The sequence below is a fragment of the Nonomuraea composti genome, assembly GCF_012034275.1.
In the GTDB taxonomy this organism is placed as follows: domain Bacteria; phylum Actinomycetota; class Actinomycetes; order Streptosporangiales; family Streptosporangiaceae; genus Nonomuraea; species Nonomuraea composti.
In genome coordinates this window covers 60491-74835 of record NZ_JAATEP010000014.1, presented here as the reverse complement: position 1 = coordinate 74835, position 14345 = coordinate 60491, and the positions used below count along the sequence as shown (strand labels likewise).

Annotated in this window: 15 protein-coding genes and 1 riboswitch; of the genes, 10 read left to right on the top strand and 5 right to left on the bottom strand. The window is 72.1% G+C overall.

Annotation, left to right across the window (positions count from 1 at the left end; translation table 11 throughout):
• Positions 1 to 21 precede the first annotated feature (21 nt).
• From HCN51_RS21050 to HCN51_RS21040, 3 genes are all read left to right on the top strand, one after another.
• Positions 22 to 1419, top strand: a complete 1398-nt coding sequence (locus tag HCN51_RS21050; RefSeq protein WP_168011234.1) for a WD40 repeat domain-containing protein — start codon at positions 22 to 24, stop codon at positions 1417 to 1419.
• 21 nt (positions 1420 to 1440) lie between these two features.
• A riboswitch (TPP riboswitch) is annotated at positions 1441 to 1536 on the top strand.
• Positions 1530 to 2333: a bifunctional hydroxymethylpyrimidine kinase/phosphomethylpyrimidine kinase gene (gene thiD / locus HCN51_RS21045; RefSeq protein ID WP_168011233.1), complete on the top strand. Its 804-nt coding sequence runs from the start codon at positions 1530 to 1532 to the stop codon at positions 2331 to 2333. Its footprint overlaps the riboswitch before it by 7 nt.
• 11 nt (positions 2334 to 2344) lie before the next feature.
• Positions 2345 to 3013, top strand: coding sequence for a TenA family protein (locus HCN51_RS21040; protein ID WP_168011232.1), 669 nt, complete (start codon positions 2345 to 2347; stop codon positions 3011 to 3013).
• On the opposite strand, the gene HCN51_RS21035 is transcribed toward HCN51_RS21040, so the two are convergent.
• The 4 genes from HCN51_RS21035 to HCN51_RS62335 form a co-directional block, all read right to left on the bottom strand.
• Entirely contained in the window at positions 3002 to 5125 is a 2124-nt protein-coding gene (locus tag HCN51_RS21035; RefSeq protein WP_168011231.1) for a carbon starvation CstA family protein, read from the bottom strand. The two genes, HCN51_RS21040 and HCN51_RS21035, sit on opposite strands and share 12 nt — an antisense overlap.
• A 3-nt stretch (positions 5126 to 5128) precedes the next feature.
• Positions 5129 to 5470 (bottom strand): hypothetical protein, encoded by a 342-nt coding sequence (locus HCN51_RS21030; protein WP_168011230.1) that lies wholly within the window; start codon positions 5468 to 5470, stop codon positions 5129 to 5131.
• A 95-nt stretch (positions 5471 to 5565) separates the two neighbouring features.
• Positions 5566 to 6216 (bottom strand): response regulator, encoded by a 651-nt coding sequence (locus tag HCN51_RS21025; protein ID WP_168011229.1) that lies wholly within the window; start codon positions 6214 to 6216, stop codon positions 5566 to 5568.
• Between the two features lie 78 nt (positions 6217 to 6294).
• Positions 6295 to 7401, bottom strand: coding sequence for a sensor histidine kinase (locus tag HCN51_RS62335; RefSeq protein WP_346433731.1), 1107 nt, complete (start codon positions 7399 to 7401; stop codon positions 6295 to 6297).
• Between the two features lie 168 nt (positions 7402 to 7569).
• Here HCN51_RS62335 and HCN51_RS21015 point away from each other — a divergent pair, with 168 nt between their 5' ends.
• The 7 genes from HCN51_RS21015 (at position 7570) to HCN51_RS20985 (ending at position 13920) form a co-directional block, all read left to right on the top strand.
• On the top strand, positions 7570 to 9570 hold the full coding sequence (locus tag HCN51_RS21015; protein WP_168011228.1) for a GxGYxYP domain-containing protein: 2001 nt from the start codon (positions 7570 to 7572) through the stop codon (positions 9568 to 9570).
• 140 nt (positions 9571 to 9710) lie between these two features.
• Positions 9711 to 10346, top strand: a complete 636-nt coding sequence (locus HCN51_RS21010; RefSeq protein WP_080043422.1) for a LysE family translocator — start codon at positions 9711 to 9713, stop codon at positions 10344 to 10346.
• A gap of 101 nt (positions 10347 to 10447) precedes the next feature.
• Entirely contained in the window at positions 10448 to 10858 is a 411-nt protein-coding gene (locus HCN51_RS21005; protein ID WP_168011227.1) for a GNAT family N-acetyltransferase, read from the top strand.
• 95 nt (positions 10859 to 10953) lie between these two features.
• Positions 10954 to 11685, top strand: a complete 732-nt coding sequence (pyrH, locus tag HCN51_RS21000; protein ID WP_168011226.1) for a UMP kinase — start codon at positions 10954 to 10956, stop codon at positions 11683 to 11685.
• Entirely contained in the window at positions 11682 to 12650 is a 969-nt protein-coding gene (locus HCN51_RS20995) for a CehA/McbA family metallohydrolase (RefSeq protein WP_168011225.1), read from the top strand. Before pyrH ends, HCN51_RS20995 begins: the two co-directional genes overlap by 4 nt.
• A gap of 86 nt (positions 12651 to 12736) precedes the next feature.
• On the top strand, positions 12737 to 13138 hold the full coding sequence (locus tag HCN51_RS20990) for a Cpe/LpqF family protein (RefSeq protein ID WP_168011224.1): 402 nt from the start codon (positions 12737 to 12739) through the stop codon (positions 13136 to 13138).
• 20 nt (positions 13139 to 13158) lie between these two features.
• Positions 13159 to 13920: an alpha/beta fold hydrolase gene (locus HCN51_RS20985; RefSeq protein WP_168011223.1), complete on the top strand. Its 762-nt coding sequence runs from the start codon at positions 13159 to 13161 to the stop codon at positions 13918 to 13920.
• Position 13921: 1 nt separating this feature from the next.
• On the opposite strand, the gene HCN51_RS20980 is transcribed toward HCN51_RS20985, so the two are convergent.
• Positions 13922 to 14317, bottom strand: coding sequence for a VOC family protein (locus HCN51_RS20980; RefSeq protein WP_168011222.1), 396 nt, complete (start codon positions 14315 to 14317; stop codon positions 13922 to 13924).
• Positions 14318 to 14345 lie beyond the last annotated feature (28 nt).

Below are 14345 nucleotides of genomic sequence, written 5' to 3'. Positions count from 1 at the left end.
ATGGAAGCCGATGGAGAACAGATGACGGATGTGGCCGGAGCCCGGCGAAGCTCGACCGGCTTCCACCGTGCCCTCCCGGCGGCGCTCGCCCTTTGTCTGGTCATCGTCCTGGGTGCCGGCGGCCTCGCTTGGAAGCGCGAGCACGACAGAACATGGGCCCAGGAACGCCTCGCCCTGGCTCGTGGGCTCGCACTACACGCCGCCGAGACGCGTGACACCGACCCGGTGACGGCACGCAGGTTCGGAGCAGCCGCGGTCGCGCTCCATCCCGACGAGCAGACACGCGCCGGGCTGGCGGACACCCTGCTCATGTGGCGGCGCGAGCACCTGTCCGGCCCCACGACCGGCGGTGATCAGGACGTGGCCCTGAGCGCTGACGGACAGATCGCTCTTACCGAGGACGCGGACGGAGTGAGTGTGCACGACCTCAAGACCTGGCTCGATCCGGAGGTCGCCGGGAAAGCCGGCCGGCTCGCCGTGCTGAAGGGACATGAAGGAGAGGTGACCGCGGTGGCGCTGTCGCCTGACGGGCGGACCGCCCTGGTAGGCGGCGGCGATGGCGCCACGATCGTCTGGGACCTTCTCGACCCGGCCCACCCGAGACGCGAGACCACGCTAGCCGGTGAGGTGAAGGACGGCCCCGTTCGCGAGCTGGCGCTCTCGGATGACAGCCGGACTGTCGTGGTCGGCGACGACAGCGGCCGCATGACCGTGTGGGATCTGACCGACACGTCCCGTCCAGCGCGGCGCTCGGTCACCCAGGCCGACCGCGACGGCGTACAGGACCTGGCGCTGAGCGCCGACGGCAGGACCGCCGTCACCGTGGGAGACGGAGGCTCAGCAGTCGTCTGGAACCTGGCGGACCTCTCAGATCCCGTCAGGACAGCCGAGCCCGCGTTCTCCGGCGGCCCGGTGACGGCCATGGCCATGAGCGCGAACGGCAGGACCGCGCTCGTCGCCGGCCCTGAGCGGGTCACCGTATGGAACCTCGATGATCCTTCGGCTCCCGGTGAGGTCGCCGGCGTGGATCTGCCGGACATCACCGGGATGGCCCTGACCTCGGACGGACGGACCGCCATCCTCGCGAGCAGCCTCGGTGACGGAATCCTCTGGAACCTGTCCCAGCCATCTCGCCCAGTCCGGCTGGCCTCCTTGAAGGGGAACACGGAGGACGTCAATGCCGTCGCCTTGAGCGCGGACGGCCGGGCCGCCCTGATGGCCAGCCCGTACCGAGGAGTGTTCGTCTGGAATCTCAGCGGCCTGGCCGACCTCGTCGCGGATCCCCTGAAGGCGATCTGCCGCCAGTCGGGCAACGGGGAGACCATCAGCAGGAAGGAGTGGACCACATTCGCGGGGGACGCGGACTGGTCACGGTACGGCGGCGGCGAAGAGGTGCTCTCCGTCTGCGCCATGCGCTGACCCCCTCCCCTGTTACAGTAGGCCGTTGACGCGGGGTGCCCGGAGGGCCGGGCTGAGATCACACCCGTCGAACCTGATCTAGCTCGTACTAGCGAAGGGACGTCACAGCCGTGAGCGCTGTTCCCAAAGTCCTGTCCATCGCGGGCACCGATCCCAGCGGCGGCGCCGGGATCCAGGCGGATCTGAAGACCTTCTCCGCGCTCGGCGCGTACGGCATGACTGTCGTCACCGCGCTCGTCGCGCAGACCACCACGGGCGTGACCGGCATCCACGAGGTGCCGGCCGAGTTCGCCGCCCAGCAGCTCGACACGTTGCTGACCGACGTGCCCGCCGACGCCGTGAAGATCGGCATGCTGGGCAACGCGGCGCTGATCAAGGCGGTGGCGGCGGCGCTCGACATCTACAAGCCGGCGTACGTGGTGCTCGACCCGGTCATGGTGGCCAAGAGCGGCGACCGGCTGCTGCCGGCCGACGCCGTCGCCGCGCTGCGCGAGACGCTGCTGCCCCGCGTCGACCTCATCACGCCCAACCTGCCCGAGGCGGCCGACCTGCTCGGGGAGGAGCCGGCCGCGAGCCTGGCCGACATGCACGGGCAGGCGCAGCGGCTGCGGGCGCTCGGCGCGCGGCAGGTGCTGCTCAAGGGCGGCCACCTCGACGGCGACACGTGCGTGGACGTGCTCGCGACGCCCGACGGCACGGTCGAGCTGTCCGCGCCCCGTATCGAGACGACGAACACGCACGGCACCGGCTGCACGTTGTCCTCGGCCATCGCCGCGCTGCGGCCCCGCCACGACGGCTGGGAGGGCGCGGTGCGGGCCGCGAAGGCGTACCTCACCGAGGCTCTGCGCGCGGCCGACAGCCTGCACGTCGGGCACGGCCACGGCCCCGTCCACCACTTCCACGCGATCTGGTGAGGGGGCCCACCATGTTCTGCGACGACGTCCGGCAGCGGACGGCCGAGCTGATGCGCGCCATCCACGAGCACCCCTTCATCACCGCGCTCGGCGACGGCACCCTCGACCCGGGCCGGTTCGGCTTCTACATCGCCCAGGACGCCCGCTACCTGGAGGCGTTCTCCAAGGCCCTGGCCACGGCGTCGGCGCGGGCCACGGATCCGGGCGAGGCGGCGTTCTGGGCGCGGAGCGCGCACACCGCGCTGGCCGCCGAGCGCATGCTGCACGCCGGGTACATCGAGGAGCTGGGCGTGGAGGGCTTCGACGCCTCGCCCACGTGCCTGGCGTACGCGTCCTACCTCCAGGCCACCGCGCTGACGGCGCCCTACCCGGTGATCGCGGCGGCGGTGCTGCCGTGCTTCTGGATCTACCAGGACGTCGGCACGGCGCTGCTGGAGCGCGTCGGCGACACCGGCGGCCACCCGTACGGCAAGTGGATCTCCACCTACGCCGACCCGGGCTTCGCGGCCTCCGTGGAGCAGGCCAAGGCGATCGCCGACCGGCTCGCCGCCACCGCCGGGCCCGACCTGCGCGCGGCGATGGCGCAGGCGTACTGCCGGGCGGCGGCGTACGAGTGGATGTTCTGGGACAGCGCGTGGCACCGCGAGACGTGGCCCACCCAGCGGTGGCTATCCGCTTGAGGAGGCCCTGGCCATCATCTCCTTCTCCTCGCGGGTGGCGATGAGCCCGGCCGGGGCGTAGATCTTCGACTCCTCGAACGGCTCCTCCGTGCTGGGCAGCGGCTCCCGCGCCCGGATCGCCGTGACCCACACGCGGGCGGCGTCGAGGATGACCACGATGATGAGGAGGGCGAACAGCGCCGCCAGCACGCCGTCGACGGTGGAGTTGACCACGATCTGCTGCATAGCGCCGGTCGTCTTGGCCGGCGGGAGGAGCTGCCCCTGGTCGAGCGCGGCCTGGTAGCGGTCGCGCTGGGCGAAGAAGCCGAGCGTCGGGTCGGGCGAGAACACCTTCTGGTAGCTGGCGGTCAGCGTGACCGCCGCGTCCCAGGCCAGCGGCACGCCCGTCACCCACGCCCATTTGAGCCGGCCGCTCTTGATCAGCAGCGTCGTGGCCACGGTCAGCGCGACGGCGGCGAGGAGCTGGTTGGCGATGCCGAACAGCGGGAAGAGCTGGTTGATGCCGCCGAGCGGGTCGTTGACGCCCTGGTAGAGGAAGTATCCCCAGGCGGCCACGACCACGGCGCTGGTCGCGACCAGGCCGGGCCACCAGCTCACCCGGGAGATCGGCCGCCACAGGTTGCCCAGCGTGTCCTGGAGCATGAAGCGGCCCACCCGCGTGCCGGCGTCCACGGTGGTGAGGATGAACAGCGCCTCGAACATGATCGCGAAGTGGTACCAGAACGCCTGCAGCGCCGTGCCGCCGAGGAAGCCGGAGAAGATCTGCGAGATGCCCACGGCCAGCGTGGGCGCGCCGCCCGTCCTCGCGATCAGCGTCTGCTCCTGCACGGCCGCCGCGGCGGCCTGGAGGTCCTGCGGCGTGATGACGAAGCCCATGTTCGTGACCGCCGCGGCGGCACTCTGCACGGTGGGGCCGAGCACGCCGGCCGGGGAGTTCATCGCGAAGTAGAGGCCGGGGGTCAGCACGCAGGCCGCGGTGATCGCCATGACCGCCACGAACGACTCCATGAGCATGGAGCCGTAGCCGATCATGCGGACCTGGGTCTCCTTCTGGATCATCTTCGGCGTCGTGCCGGACGAGATCAGCGAGTGGAACCCGGACAGCGCCCCGCACGCGATGATGATGAACACGAACGGGAACAGCGACCCGGCGAACACCGGCCCCTTGCCGTTGAAGGCGAAGTCGGTGAAGGCCGTGGTGCGCAGCGGCGGCGCGGTGATCGCGATGCCGATGGCGATCAGCACGATCGTGCCGATCTTCATGAACGTCGAGAGATAGTCGCGCGGCGCCAGCAGCATCCACACGGGCAGCACCGCCGCCACGAACCCGTACGCGATCAGCCACAGCGCCAGCGCCGACGGCGTCAGCGTGAAGAACGGCGCCCAGCTCGACCCCTGCACCCAGCCGCCCGCCACGATCGCGAGAAGCAGCAGCGCGACCCCGATGACGGTGGTCTCGACGACCCGGCCCGGCCGGATCACCCGCAGGTAGAAGCCCATGAACAGGGCGATCGGGATGGTCATCGCGATCGAGAAGACACCCCACGGCGACTTCGCCAGCGCGTTGACCACGACCAGCGCCAGCACCGCCAGCAGAATGATCATGATGGCGAACACCGCGACCAGCGCCGCCGCCCCGCCCACCGGCCCGATCTCCTCGCGGGCCATCTGCCCGAGGCTGCGGCCGTTGCGGCGCATGGAGAAGAACAGGACCACCATGTCCTGCACCGCTCCCGCGAAGATCACGCCCGCGATGATCCAGATGGTGCCGGGCAGGTACCCCATCTGCGCCGCCAGCACCGGGCCCACCAGCGGCCCCGCCCCCGCGATGGCCGCGAAGTGGTGGCCGAACAGGATCCGGCGGTCGGTCGGCTGGTAGTCGATGCCGTTGTCCAGCCGCTCGGCCGGAGTCGCCCTGCGGTCGTCGGCACCCAGCACCTTGCGCACGATGAACCGGGCATAGAACCGGTAGGCGATGGCGTACGAGCCGAGCGCGGCGCACAGGAGCCACACCGCGTTGACGTTCTCGCCCCTCGACAGGGCCAGCACCGCCCAGCCCACGGCGCCGACGACGGCCACCGCCGTCCAGATGATGATGGAACGCAGCTTCACCCGTTACCTCCCCTGCAGAGAGCCGTCTATGGGGCGCCCCAGGCAGCAGCGCAGACCGGCGTCCGGCGGCAGATCGGAGACGAAGCGCCGCCAGCGCCACAGCGGGCGGCAGTCGACCGTGACGGGCAGGCCGGTGAGGTGCACCCAGGCGGTCGGGTGGGCGTACACCAGCCCGGACCGCCCCAGCGGGCGGGCCCTGCGGGGCAGCCTGGCGCGGCGCAACGCCCTGACCGAGAACTCCCCCGCGTCCGCGCAGCAAAGACCGGTCACGTGCCAGTCGAAGAAGACCACTTCTCCGTCGCGGAGTGCTTCACGGGCTGCGGAAGTGAGCGTGATACGGGACATCTGTGGCTCCTGAGGACCAGGCAGCTCAGAATCAACCCGGGCCTACCCACCGTAATCGCTTCCGAAACGGCACCGGCCGATTTGCGGGGGGCTCCCTAGCGGACCAGGCGGCTCTCCCACGCCCAGGCGACGATCTCGACCCGGTTGCGCATCCCGAGCTTGGTCATGACCGACGACACGTGCCCCTTCACGGTGCTGAGCGAGATGCACAACTCGGCGGCGATCTCCTGGTTCGTCCGGCCCCTGGCGATCGCGCGCACGACCTCGGTCTCGCGCTCCGACAGCGGCTGCGCGGGCGCGCGGGCCGGCCTGCGCGCGGTGGCCGTGACGTGGCGCAGCAACCGGAGCGTGACCGACGGCGAGATCAGCGCGTCACCGGCGTGCGCGGCCCTGACCGCCTCGACGAGCAGCTCGGGCCCGGCGTCCTTCAGTACGAAGCCGGCCGCGCCGCCCCGGAGCGCGCCGTAGACGTACTCGTCGAGGTCGAACGTGGTGACCACGATCACCCGCAGCGGGTCGCGGGCCTCGGGGCCGGCCAGGGCGGCGGTGACCTCGATGCCGTCCATGCGGGGCATCTGCACGTCCACGAGGCACACGTCGGGGCGCAGCCGGCGCGCCAGCGCGACCGCCTCGGCGCCGTCGCCCGCCTCGGCGATCACGCGGAGGTCCGGCTGGTCCTCCAGGATGAGGCGCAGGCAGCTCCGGATCATGGGCTGGTCGTCGGCCAGCAGCACCGTGATGCTCATGACCGCCCCACCCGCTCGGCCCGCAGTCCCATGACGCTCATCCCCGCACCACCCGCTCGGCCCGCAGCTCCATGACGCTCATCTCCGCACCACCCGCTCGGGCAGGGGCAGGGTGGCGTGCACGGTCCAGCCGCCTTCGGGGCGCGGGCCCGCCGCCAGCCGCCCGCCCAGCGCCTCCACGCGTTCGCGCATCCCGACCAGCCCGTACCCGCCGCCCAGCCGGCCGCGGGCGCGATGCGGCGGCGGCGCGTCGTCCGTCACCTCCACCACCAGCTCCTGCTCCTCCTGGGTGACGCTGACGACCACGGCTTCGGCCTCGGGCGCGTGCCGCGAGACGTTCGTCAGCGACTCCTGGACCACCCGGTAGACGGTCCCGGCCACCTCGGACGGCCACGCGGGCTCCCCGTCGGGCAGCCGCAGGGTCACCGCAGGCCCGCTGAACCGGGCGACCAGCTCCCCGAGCCGTTCGGCGGGCCCGAACGCGGCCCGCCCGCGCTCGCGCAGCAGGCCGACGACGCGCCGGGTGGCGGCCAGGGCGTCGGAGCCGGCGGCCTCGATGTCGGCGAGCGACCCGGCCACCCGATCGGGGTCCTTGCGGGCGACGAGCCGCGCGGCCTGGGCCTGGAGCACGACGCAGGTGACGTGGTGGGCGACGACGTCGTGCAGCTCCCTGGCCAGCTCCAGCCGTTCCGACTGGCGTACCCGCTCCTCGGCGGCGGCACGGCGGTGCGCCAGGAGCCGGGGCCCCAGGCCGCCGGTGAGGGCGGCGAGCCAGGCGCCGACGTTCAGGACGAGGACGGAGGCGTGCGGCGACCCGGAGAGCTGGCTGGCGAGCGCCACCGCGAGCCCGCCGGCTCCGACGCCGGCGGCCTGGGGCAGCGGGAGCGTCCTGAAGGCGGAGCCGACCAGCACGGACAGGCCGAGCGCCGTCCCGGGGCCCGGCTCGGCGGGCAGGTCGTGGAGGCGGGCGACGAGGATGGCCACGGCGGCGACAGCCAGGCCCGCGACGGCCGCCGGGAGCCGGGCGCGGCGGCGTACGAGGGCGAGGGCGCACACCACCGCGCCCGCCGCGCACCCGAAGATCCAGTAGCCGCCGCCCCAGCTGTCGGCGACCTGGTGGGCCCAGAAGGCGAGCACCACCGCGCACGCGACGCCGGTCGCGGCGGCCTGCCACCACTCCCGCACCTCTCCGACCTTAGGAGGCGGGGCGGTGGCGCGGCACCGGCCGAAAGTACGGTTCGGCGCGCGCCGTTTTACGGCATGGACAACATCCGGTCACGTTGTTACGTTCGCAGCAGCAGATGACAACGCTGTCATTCCTGGTCTCCCCCCGACGAGGAGCAGTGAACGCCGATGGTGTCCCGACGTACCTTCCTGCGGGCCAACGCCGTGGTCCTCGCGGCCGGCGGGCTCGGGGTCAGCCTCCCCGCCCAGGCCGCCACCGCCGCGACCCCCCTCCTGCCCGGCTTCGGCCGCCCGTCCCGCCTCGACTTCGCCGACGTCAGCACCCTGCACGGCGACGACCAGTTACTCCTGACCACCCTCCAGGGCATCGTCAACCGCCGCGACCCGCGCCTGTACTTCAACTACAACCGCGAGGGCTACGACACCGCCTGGCTCGACAGCACCGGCGCCCGCGTCACCCGCCACGACCGGCCGCTCGACCTGATCGCCCGCTACCGGGGCGAGGCCCGCGGCGCGATCCTGCACGACCCGGCCGTCCCCGACTCGGTGAACGTCGCCACCACCCTGGCCGGCCTGGAGAACGCCGTGGCCGCCACCGCCGAGCAGGCCGCCGAGCACGGCTTCAAGGTCATCACCGACCTGCGCGGCCGCTTCGACCCCGGCGACGTGCCGGCCACCTACCGCTGGCAGCTCGACCACCTCTTCCCCCGCTGCACGAAAGCCCTGCTCAGCGGCCTGCCACCGACCAGGACCGTCAAGGTCGACAACGTCCAGTGGCGCGAGGTCGCCAGGGAGAGCGAGCGGATCAGGGACTCCTCCAACCGGCAGGTCCGCACGTTCGACCTCAGCCAGGAGCTGTCCGGCCAGGACGGCGTCTACCTGCGCTTCCAGGACTCCCTGGGCGACGACGGCTGGGGCGCCTCCGTCGGGTCCGTCGTCGTCAAGGCCGACGGGACGACCATCGCCTCGTTCACGCCCGGCACCGACGCCGAGACCCCGTACCTCTTCGACGGCCTCAACTCCGCCCTCGGCGGGGACTCCAACCGCTTCGCCGACGGCGGCAACTACTTCATCTACCGCTTCACCGCCCCCGCCGGCACGCGGCAACTGCTCGTCGAGGTGGACCTGTGGAACCAGTTCCTGGTCACCGCCACCACCACCGCGCCCACCCGGGTCGAGCCCTTCCCGTACTTCCGCGACTACACCGTGGCCATGCGCGCCATGGTGTTCTGGCTGCCGCCCAGCGGCGCGACGGGCGCGCTGCTGGACGAGATCCTGGGCAAGGTGCAGCCGACGACGCCGTACGCGGGCTGGTTCTCCAACGACGTGGCCGGCGAGTGGGGCGGGGTCGACCGGGCCTCGCAGCACGCGGTCGAGGTGGTGCCCGCCGACTACTACATGAACGCCACCGTGCACGCGGGCGTGCCGGCCAAGGTCTCCGACCGCGTACGCCCGGTGCCGCGCGCCACCCTGCGCAACCGCGTGTACCTCACGCTCACCGTCGGCGAGGGCGACAACATCCAGTACTGCCAGCGCCGGATGCGCCAGATCTGGGACGACCCCGCGCGCGGCCGGGTGCCCACCAACTGGACGGTCAGCCCGCTGCTGGCCGACATCGGGCCCGCCCTGCTCGCCCACTACCAGCGCACGGCCACGGAGCACGACCTGCTGATCGCGGGCCCGTCCGGCGCCGGCTACACCTACCCGGGATCGTGGCCCCAGGACGCCCTCGACGCCTACACCGCGCTGACCGGCCGGTTCCTGCGCCGCACGGGGATGAACCTCGTCTACGCCTACAACCAGCGCAACGCGGCCGGCGACGGCTGGGTGGCCTTCGACGAGCGGATCGCGGCCTCGTACCGGAAGAACACGCCGCTGCGGGGCATCATCCAGTCGTGGGAGACCGGCGACCTGCAAGCCGCTCCGGCCGGGCTGCCCGTCATCGGGAACTTCTCGCCGCAGGGCAAGGCGCAGGAGTACCGGGACACGCTGGTCAAGCACATCGAGGGGTGGGACGGGGCGCGGCCGCTGTTCATCGCCGGGGCGGTCAACGCCTGGAACTGGGCGCCGAGCGACATCGCGGAGCTGGGCACGTTGCTGGGGGACCCGTTCGAGATCGTCCGCGGCGACACCTTCTTCAAGCTGCTCGCCCAGAGCATGAACCCCTGATCCCGACGCTTGGAGGCGCCGATGCCGGCCGAGCTGCGCGCGACGGCGAAGCGGCATCGGCGCTTCCCGCCCCTTGAGAGTGTGGTGCTGAGGGCTGCCCCGTAGATCCGCAATGTAGGACAACGTGGGAAAATTCGGATATGCCGATCGACCCCCACCTCCTTGCCCTCTTCACCGTCACCACGATCATCGCCATGATCACCCCGGGGCCCGACATGCTGTTCGTGCTGGGCTGCGGGATGCGCGGCGGCCCCCGGGCCGGCCTGCTCGCCACCGCGGGCGTCGCCACCAGCGAGGCCATCCACGTCGCCGTGGCCGCCGCGGGCCTCGCGGCGCTCTTCGAGGCGGTGCCCATCGCCTTCACCGTCGTCCGGATCGTCGGCGCCGCGTACCTGATCTACCTGGGCGTCCAGGCCATCCGCAACCGCGACGACAGCCCGCTGGAGGTCGCGGTGGGCGGCGGCAGCATGTCGGGGCGCCGGGCGTACCTGAGCGGGCTGATGACGAACCTGCTCAACCCCAAGATGGTCACCTTCACCATCGCGTTCCTCCCGCAGTTCATCAACCCGAGCCTCGGTCAGGTGTGGCTGCAGTTCGCGATCCTCGGGGTCATCCTGATCGCCATGGAGTTCGTGGTGGACGGGGCGGTCGGCGTCCTCGCGGGCCGCATCGGCGGCTGGCTGCGCCACCGCCGCGCCGCCCGCCGCCGCATCGACGTCGCCACGGGCGGCATCTTCGTCGGGCTCGGCGTGAAACTGGCCCTGGAACAACGGTGACGCGCTGAAAACGGTGACGGCGCCGCGCTGAAAATGAGTGGCGCCGGATCCCCCGGTAAGGGTCCACTGGAGCGACCGTCCCCTCACAAGATTGCCGCACCATGCCTGAGCTGCGCCTCGCCCGCATCACCCCGGCCAACATCGACGCGGCCCTCGCTGTGAAGGTCCGCCCCGACCAGGAGCACTTCGTCTCGCCGGTGGCGAAGTCGCTGGCCGAGGCGTACGTCCACGGAGAGACCGCGTGGCCGCGCCTCATCCTCGACGAGGACGGCGCCGCCGTCGGCTTCCTCATGGCCTTCCTCGACATCGACTGGAACGGCAAGGGGGTCGACTTCCGTTCCGGGCTGTGGCGCCTCAACGTGGTGCCGGACGCGCAGGGGCGCGGCGTCACCCGCATGTACGTGACGTGGCATCCGGGCGACGACGGGCCGGAGGGCTTCTACCGCAAGCTCGGCTTCGAGCTCACGGGGGAGACGAGCGGCGGCCAGACGGTCGGCGTGCTGCGCCTGTAGCGGCGGGACTTGACGGCGGGGACGTGGGGGCGGCGGGCGGCCGGGCCGTATCCTTGGCCGGGTCGCCGAACGCGCGGCCGCGAAGGGATGGCGGGATGCGTCGTTACTCACGTGTCGTGGTCAAGCTCAGCGGCGAGGCCCTCTCGGGCGAGAGCGGCTGGGGCACCGACCCGGCGAGCCTGGCCCAGCTCGCCGACGAGATCCTGTCCGTCCACGACCTCGGCGTGCAGATCGCCGTGGTGATCGGCGGCGGCAACTACTTCCGCGGCCGCATGGCGGACGGCTGGGGCATCGGCCGGGCCGAGGCCGACAACATCGGCATGCTGGGCACGGTCATGAACGCGCTCATGCTGCGCGGCGTCCTGACCGCCCGCTCCGACACCGACGTCCGGGTCATGACGGCCATGCCCATGCAGAGCGTGGCCGAGCCGTTCATCCGGCTGCGCGCCGACCGGCACCTGCGCCGCGACCTCATCGTGCTGCTGGCCGGCGGCATCGGCCAGCCGTACGTCACCACCGACTACCCGGCCGTGCAGCGGGCCCTTGAGCTCGACGCGGACGCCCTGCTGGTGGCCAAGCGCGGCGTGGACGGCGTGTACGACACCGACCCGAACCTCAACCCCGAGGCCAAGCGCTACACGAACCTCACCTACCGGGAGGCGCTGGCGGCCGGGGTGCGGGTCATGGACGAGAGCGCGTTCGTCCTCGCGAACGAGCAGGGCCTGCGCATGCACGTGTTCGACGTCGCCGCCAGGGGCGTGATGCGGGCCATCTGCGAGGGCGAGGACATCGGCACCCGCATCACCGTCGACGCCCCCGGCTCATGAGAGCGGGCCGCCGCTGGTACCGGGGCGACTGCCACGTCCACTCGCTGCGCTCGCAGGGCGCGGACCAGACGCCGGCGCAGCTCGTGGCCGCCGCCCGCGCCGCCGGGCTCGACTTCATCGCCGTCACCGAGCACAACACCGCCGCCGCGTACGACGAGTGGCGCGCGCTGTCCGGCGACGACCTGCTGGTGATCCCCGGCCAGGAGGTCGTCACCGGCACCGGCCACTGGCTGGCCCTCGGCCTGGCCCCCGGCCAGGAGGTGGAGTGGCGTTACGGCGTCCGCGACGACGCCGTGCACCGGCACGTGGCCGGGGTCCGCCGCTCCGGCGGGCTGTGCGTGGCGGCGCACCCGTACGCGCCGTACCCGTCCGGGACGTTCATGTACCCGTACGAGGGGTTCGACGCGGTGGAGGTCTGGAACGGCCAGTGGACCTCCGACCTGCCCTGGAACGCCGACAACGAGGCCGCCCTGGCCGAATGGGGCCGCACCCTGGCCCACGACGTGCACCGCGGCTCGTGGCGCCCCGCGATCGGCAACAGCGACACCCACCTGGAGGGCCAGCTCGGCATCCCCCACACCGTCGCCCTGGCCGACGAGCCGAGCACCCCGGCCCTGCTCACCGCCCTGCGCACCGGCCGCACCTGGCTCGCCGCCGCCACCACCATCGACCTGACCTTCGAGGCCCACACCGCTCTCTCCGCCACGCCCGCCGGCATCGGCGAACGCCTCGAAACGGGCGGCGAGCCGGTCGTGGTGCGGCTGGAGGTGCACGGCGTCCCTTCCGGCACCGTCACCTTCCACACCGAACGCGGCACCACCCACCGCGCGTCGCTGCCCGCCGACGGCGGCCCGGGCGTCGTGGAAGGGCGGACGAGCGCGGCGGAGTCCCCGTTCGTCCGCGCCGAGATCCGCCACCCCAACGGCCACATGGCCGCCCTCACCAACCCCATCCTCCTGCGCTGACCCGGCACCCGTCACTCGCGGGACGTTCTTGACGGGGCCGGTTGCTAGCATGCGCTTTCCCGAAACTCGATCATCAGGAGTCCTCTGTGCGTTCTCTCTCGGCGTTAGCCGGCTTCATCGCTCTGCTCGCCGTCCTCGTGACGGGCTGCTCGGCCGGCGGCAGCGGCGGCGGTGAGAAGGGCGTGGCCGTCCCCGACAGCTCCGTCGGCAAGCAGCTGCAGTGGTACCTGGACGCGGTCAACCGCACGCCGATCCCGGACGGCGAGCTCAGCGAGCACCTCAGCGAGACCTTCCTCAAGGAGGTGCCGGCGGCGAAGTTCAACGAGCTGGCCAAGGACCTTGCCGGGCTCAAGCTGGAGGAGCTGAGCAGCACGAAGCCGGCCGAGCTGGCCGGGGTGACGTCGATTCCGGCCGGGCAGAAGTACGACACGAAGATCTCCGTGGACGACGACGGTAAGATCGACTACTTGCTGCTCGAACCCAGATAGGTGCTCAGATGGCGACGGTCATGAGCGGATCCGTACCGATCATGACGGAGGACCACGGCGGTTCCGGGCAGGACGTCCTGCTCCTGCACGGCGGCGGCCGTACCCGTGCCGACTGGGAGCCCTTCGCCGGGTTGCTCGTGGGCGCCGGTTTCCGGCCGGTCTCCATCGACCTGCGCGGCCACGGCGAGTCCGGTGCCGCGCCGTGGTCGTGGCCGGCGGTGCTTGAGGACGTCGCGGCCGTCGCCTGCGCATACGAGCTGTACCGGCCGGTGGTCGTCGGCCACTCCCTGGGCGGCATGGTCGCGGCCCTGTGGGCGGCGGAGCATCCGGAGTGCCGGCTCGCCGTGAACCTCGACGGCCACGGCAACCCGACCCGCCCCGGCCAGTTCGCCGGCCTGGACGCGGACGCGGCGGCCGGCGCCTGCCGGGAGATGACCGCGTTCCTGGCGGAGATGGGCCAGGGGCTGCCGGAGTCGTTCTTGCGGGTCATGCGGGAGATAGACGCGCTCGACCTGTTCCCGGTGTATCGGCGCGCCCGCTGCCCGCTGCTGGTGGTCAGCGGCGACGCGCTGGCCTTCGCCGCGGTGTTCCCCGACCGGCTGGTGCCGGCGTGGGAGGCGTACTGCGCGTGGACCCGGCGGGAGCTCGACGCGGTCACCCGCGAGTTCCCGCTGGTACGGCAGGCGTCCCTGCCGACAGGGCACGACCCGCACGTCGAAGCGCCCGAAACGGTGCTGCGCCTGCTCACCGAGCACCTCGCCCGCCCGGCGGCTTCGGCCTGAGTCAGGGGCGGGGGCGGGACAGTTCGGGGCGTTCGAGGTAGTCGGTGAAGCCGATCACGTTGCCCCACGGGTCGGCCACCTCGACGGCCCAGCCCGTACCGACCTCGAAAGGTGCGGTGAGCGGGCGGATGCCGCGTTCGTCCAGCTCAGCGGACACAGCGCGGGCGTCGGGGACTTCGAGCCACAGCCGCATCGCGGGCCCTGGCCCCGGCCGGCCCGCGCGGGTGTCGACGCGGACGAGGATGCCCGGCGCCTCCGCGCCCACCGTGAACAACGCGACCCCCTGGGCCTCTTTCTCGAACTTCACCTTCAGGCCGAGCCCGTCGGCGTAGAACCGCCGGGCCGCGGCCAGGTCGCCCACCGGGATCAGCACGTTGTCGATGCCGAGGATGTCCATCCGCCCATTGAACACCCGCCCGCGACCA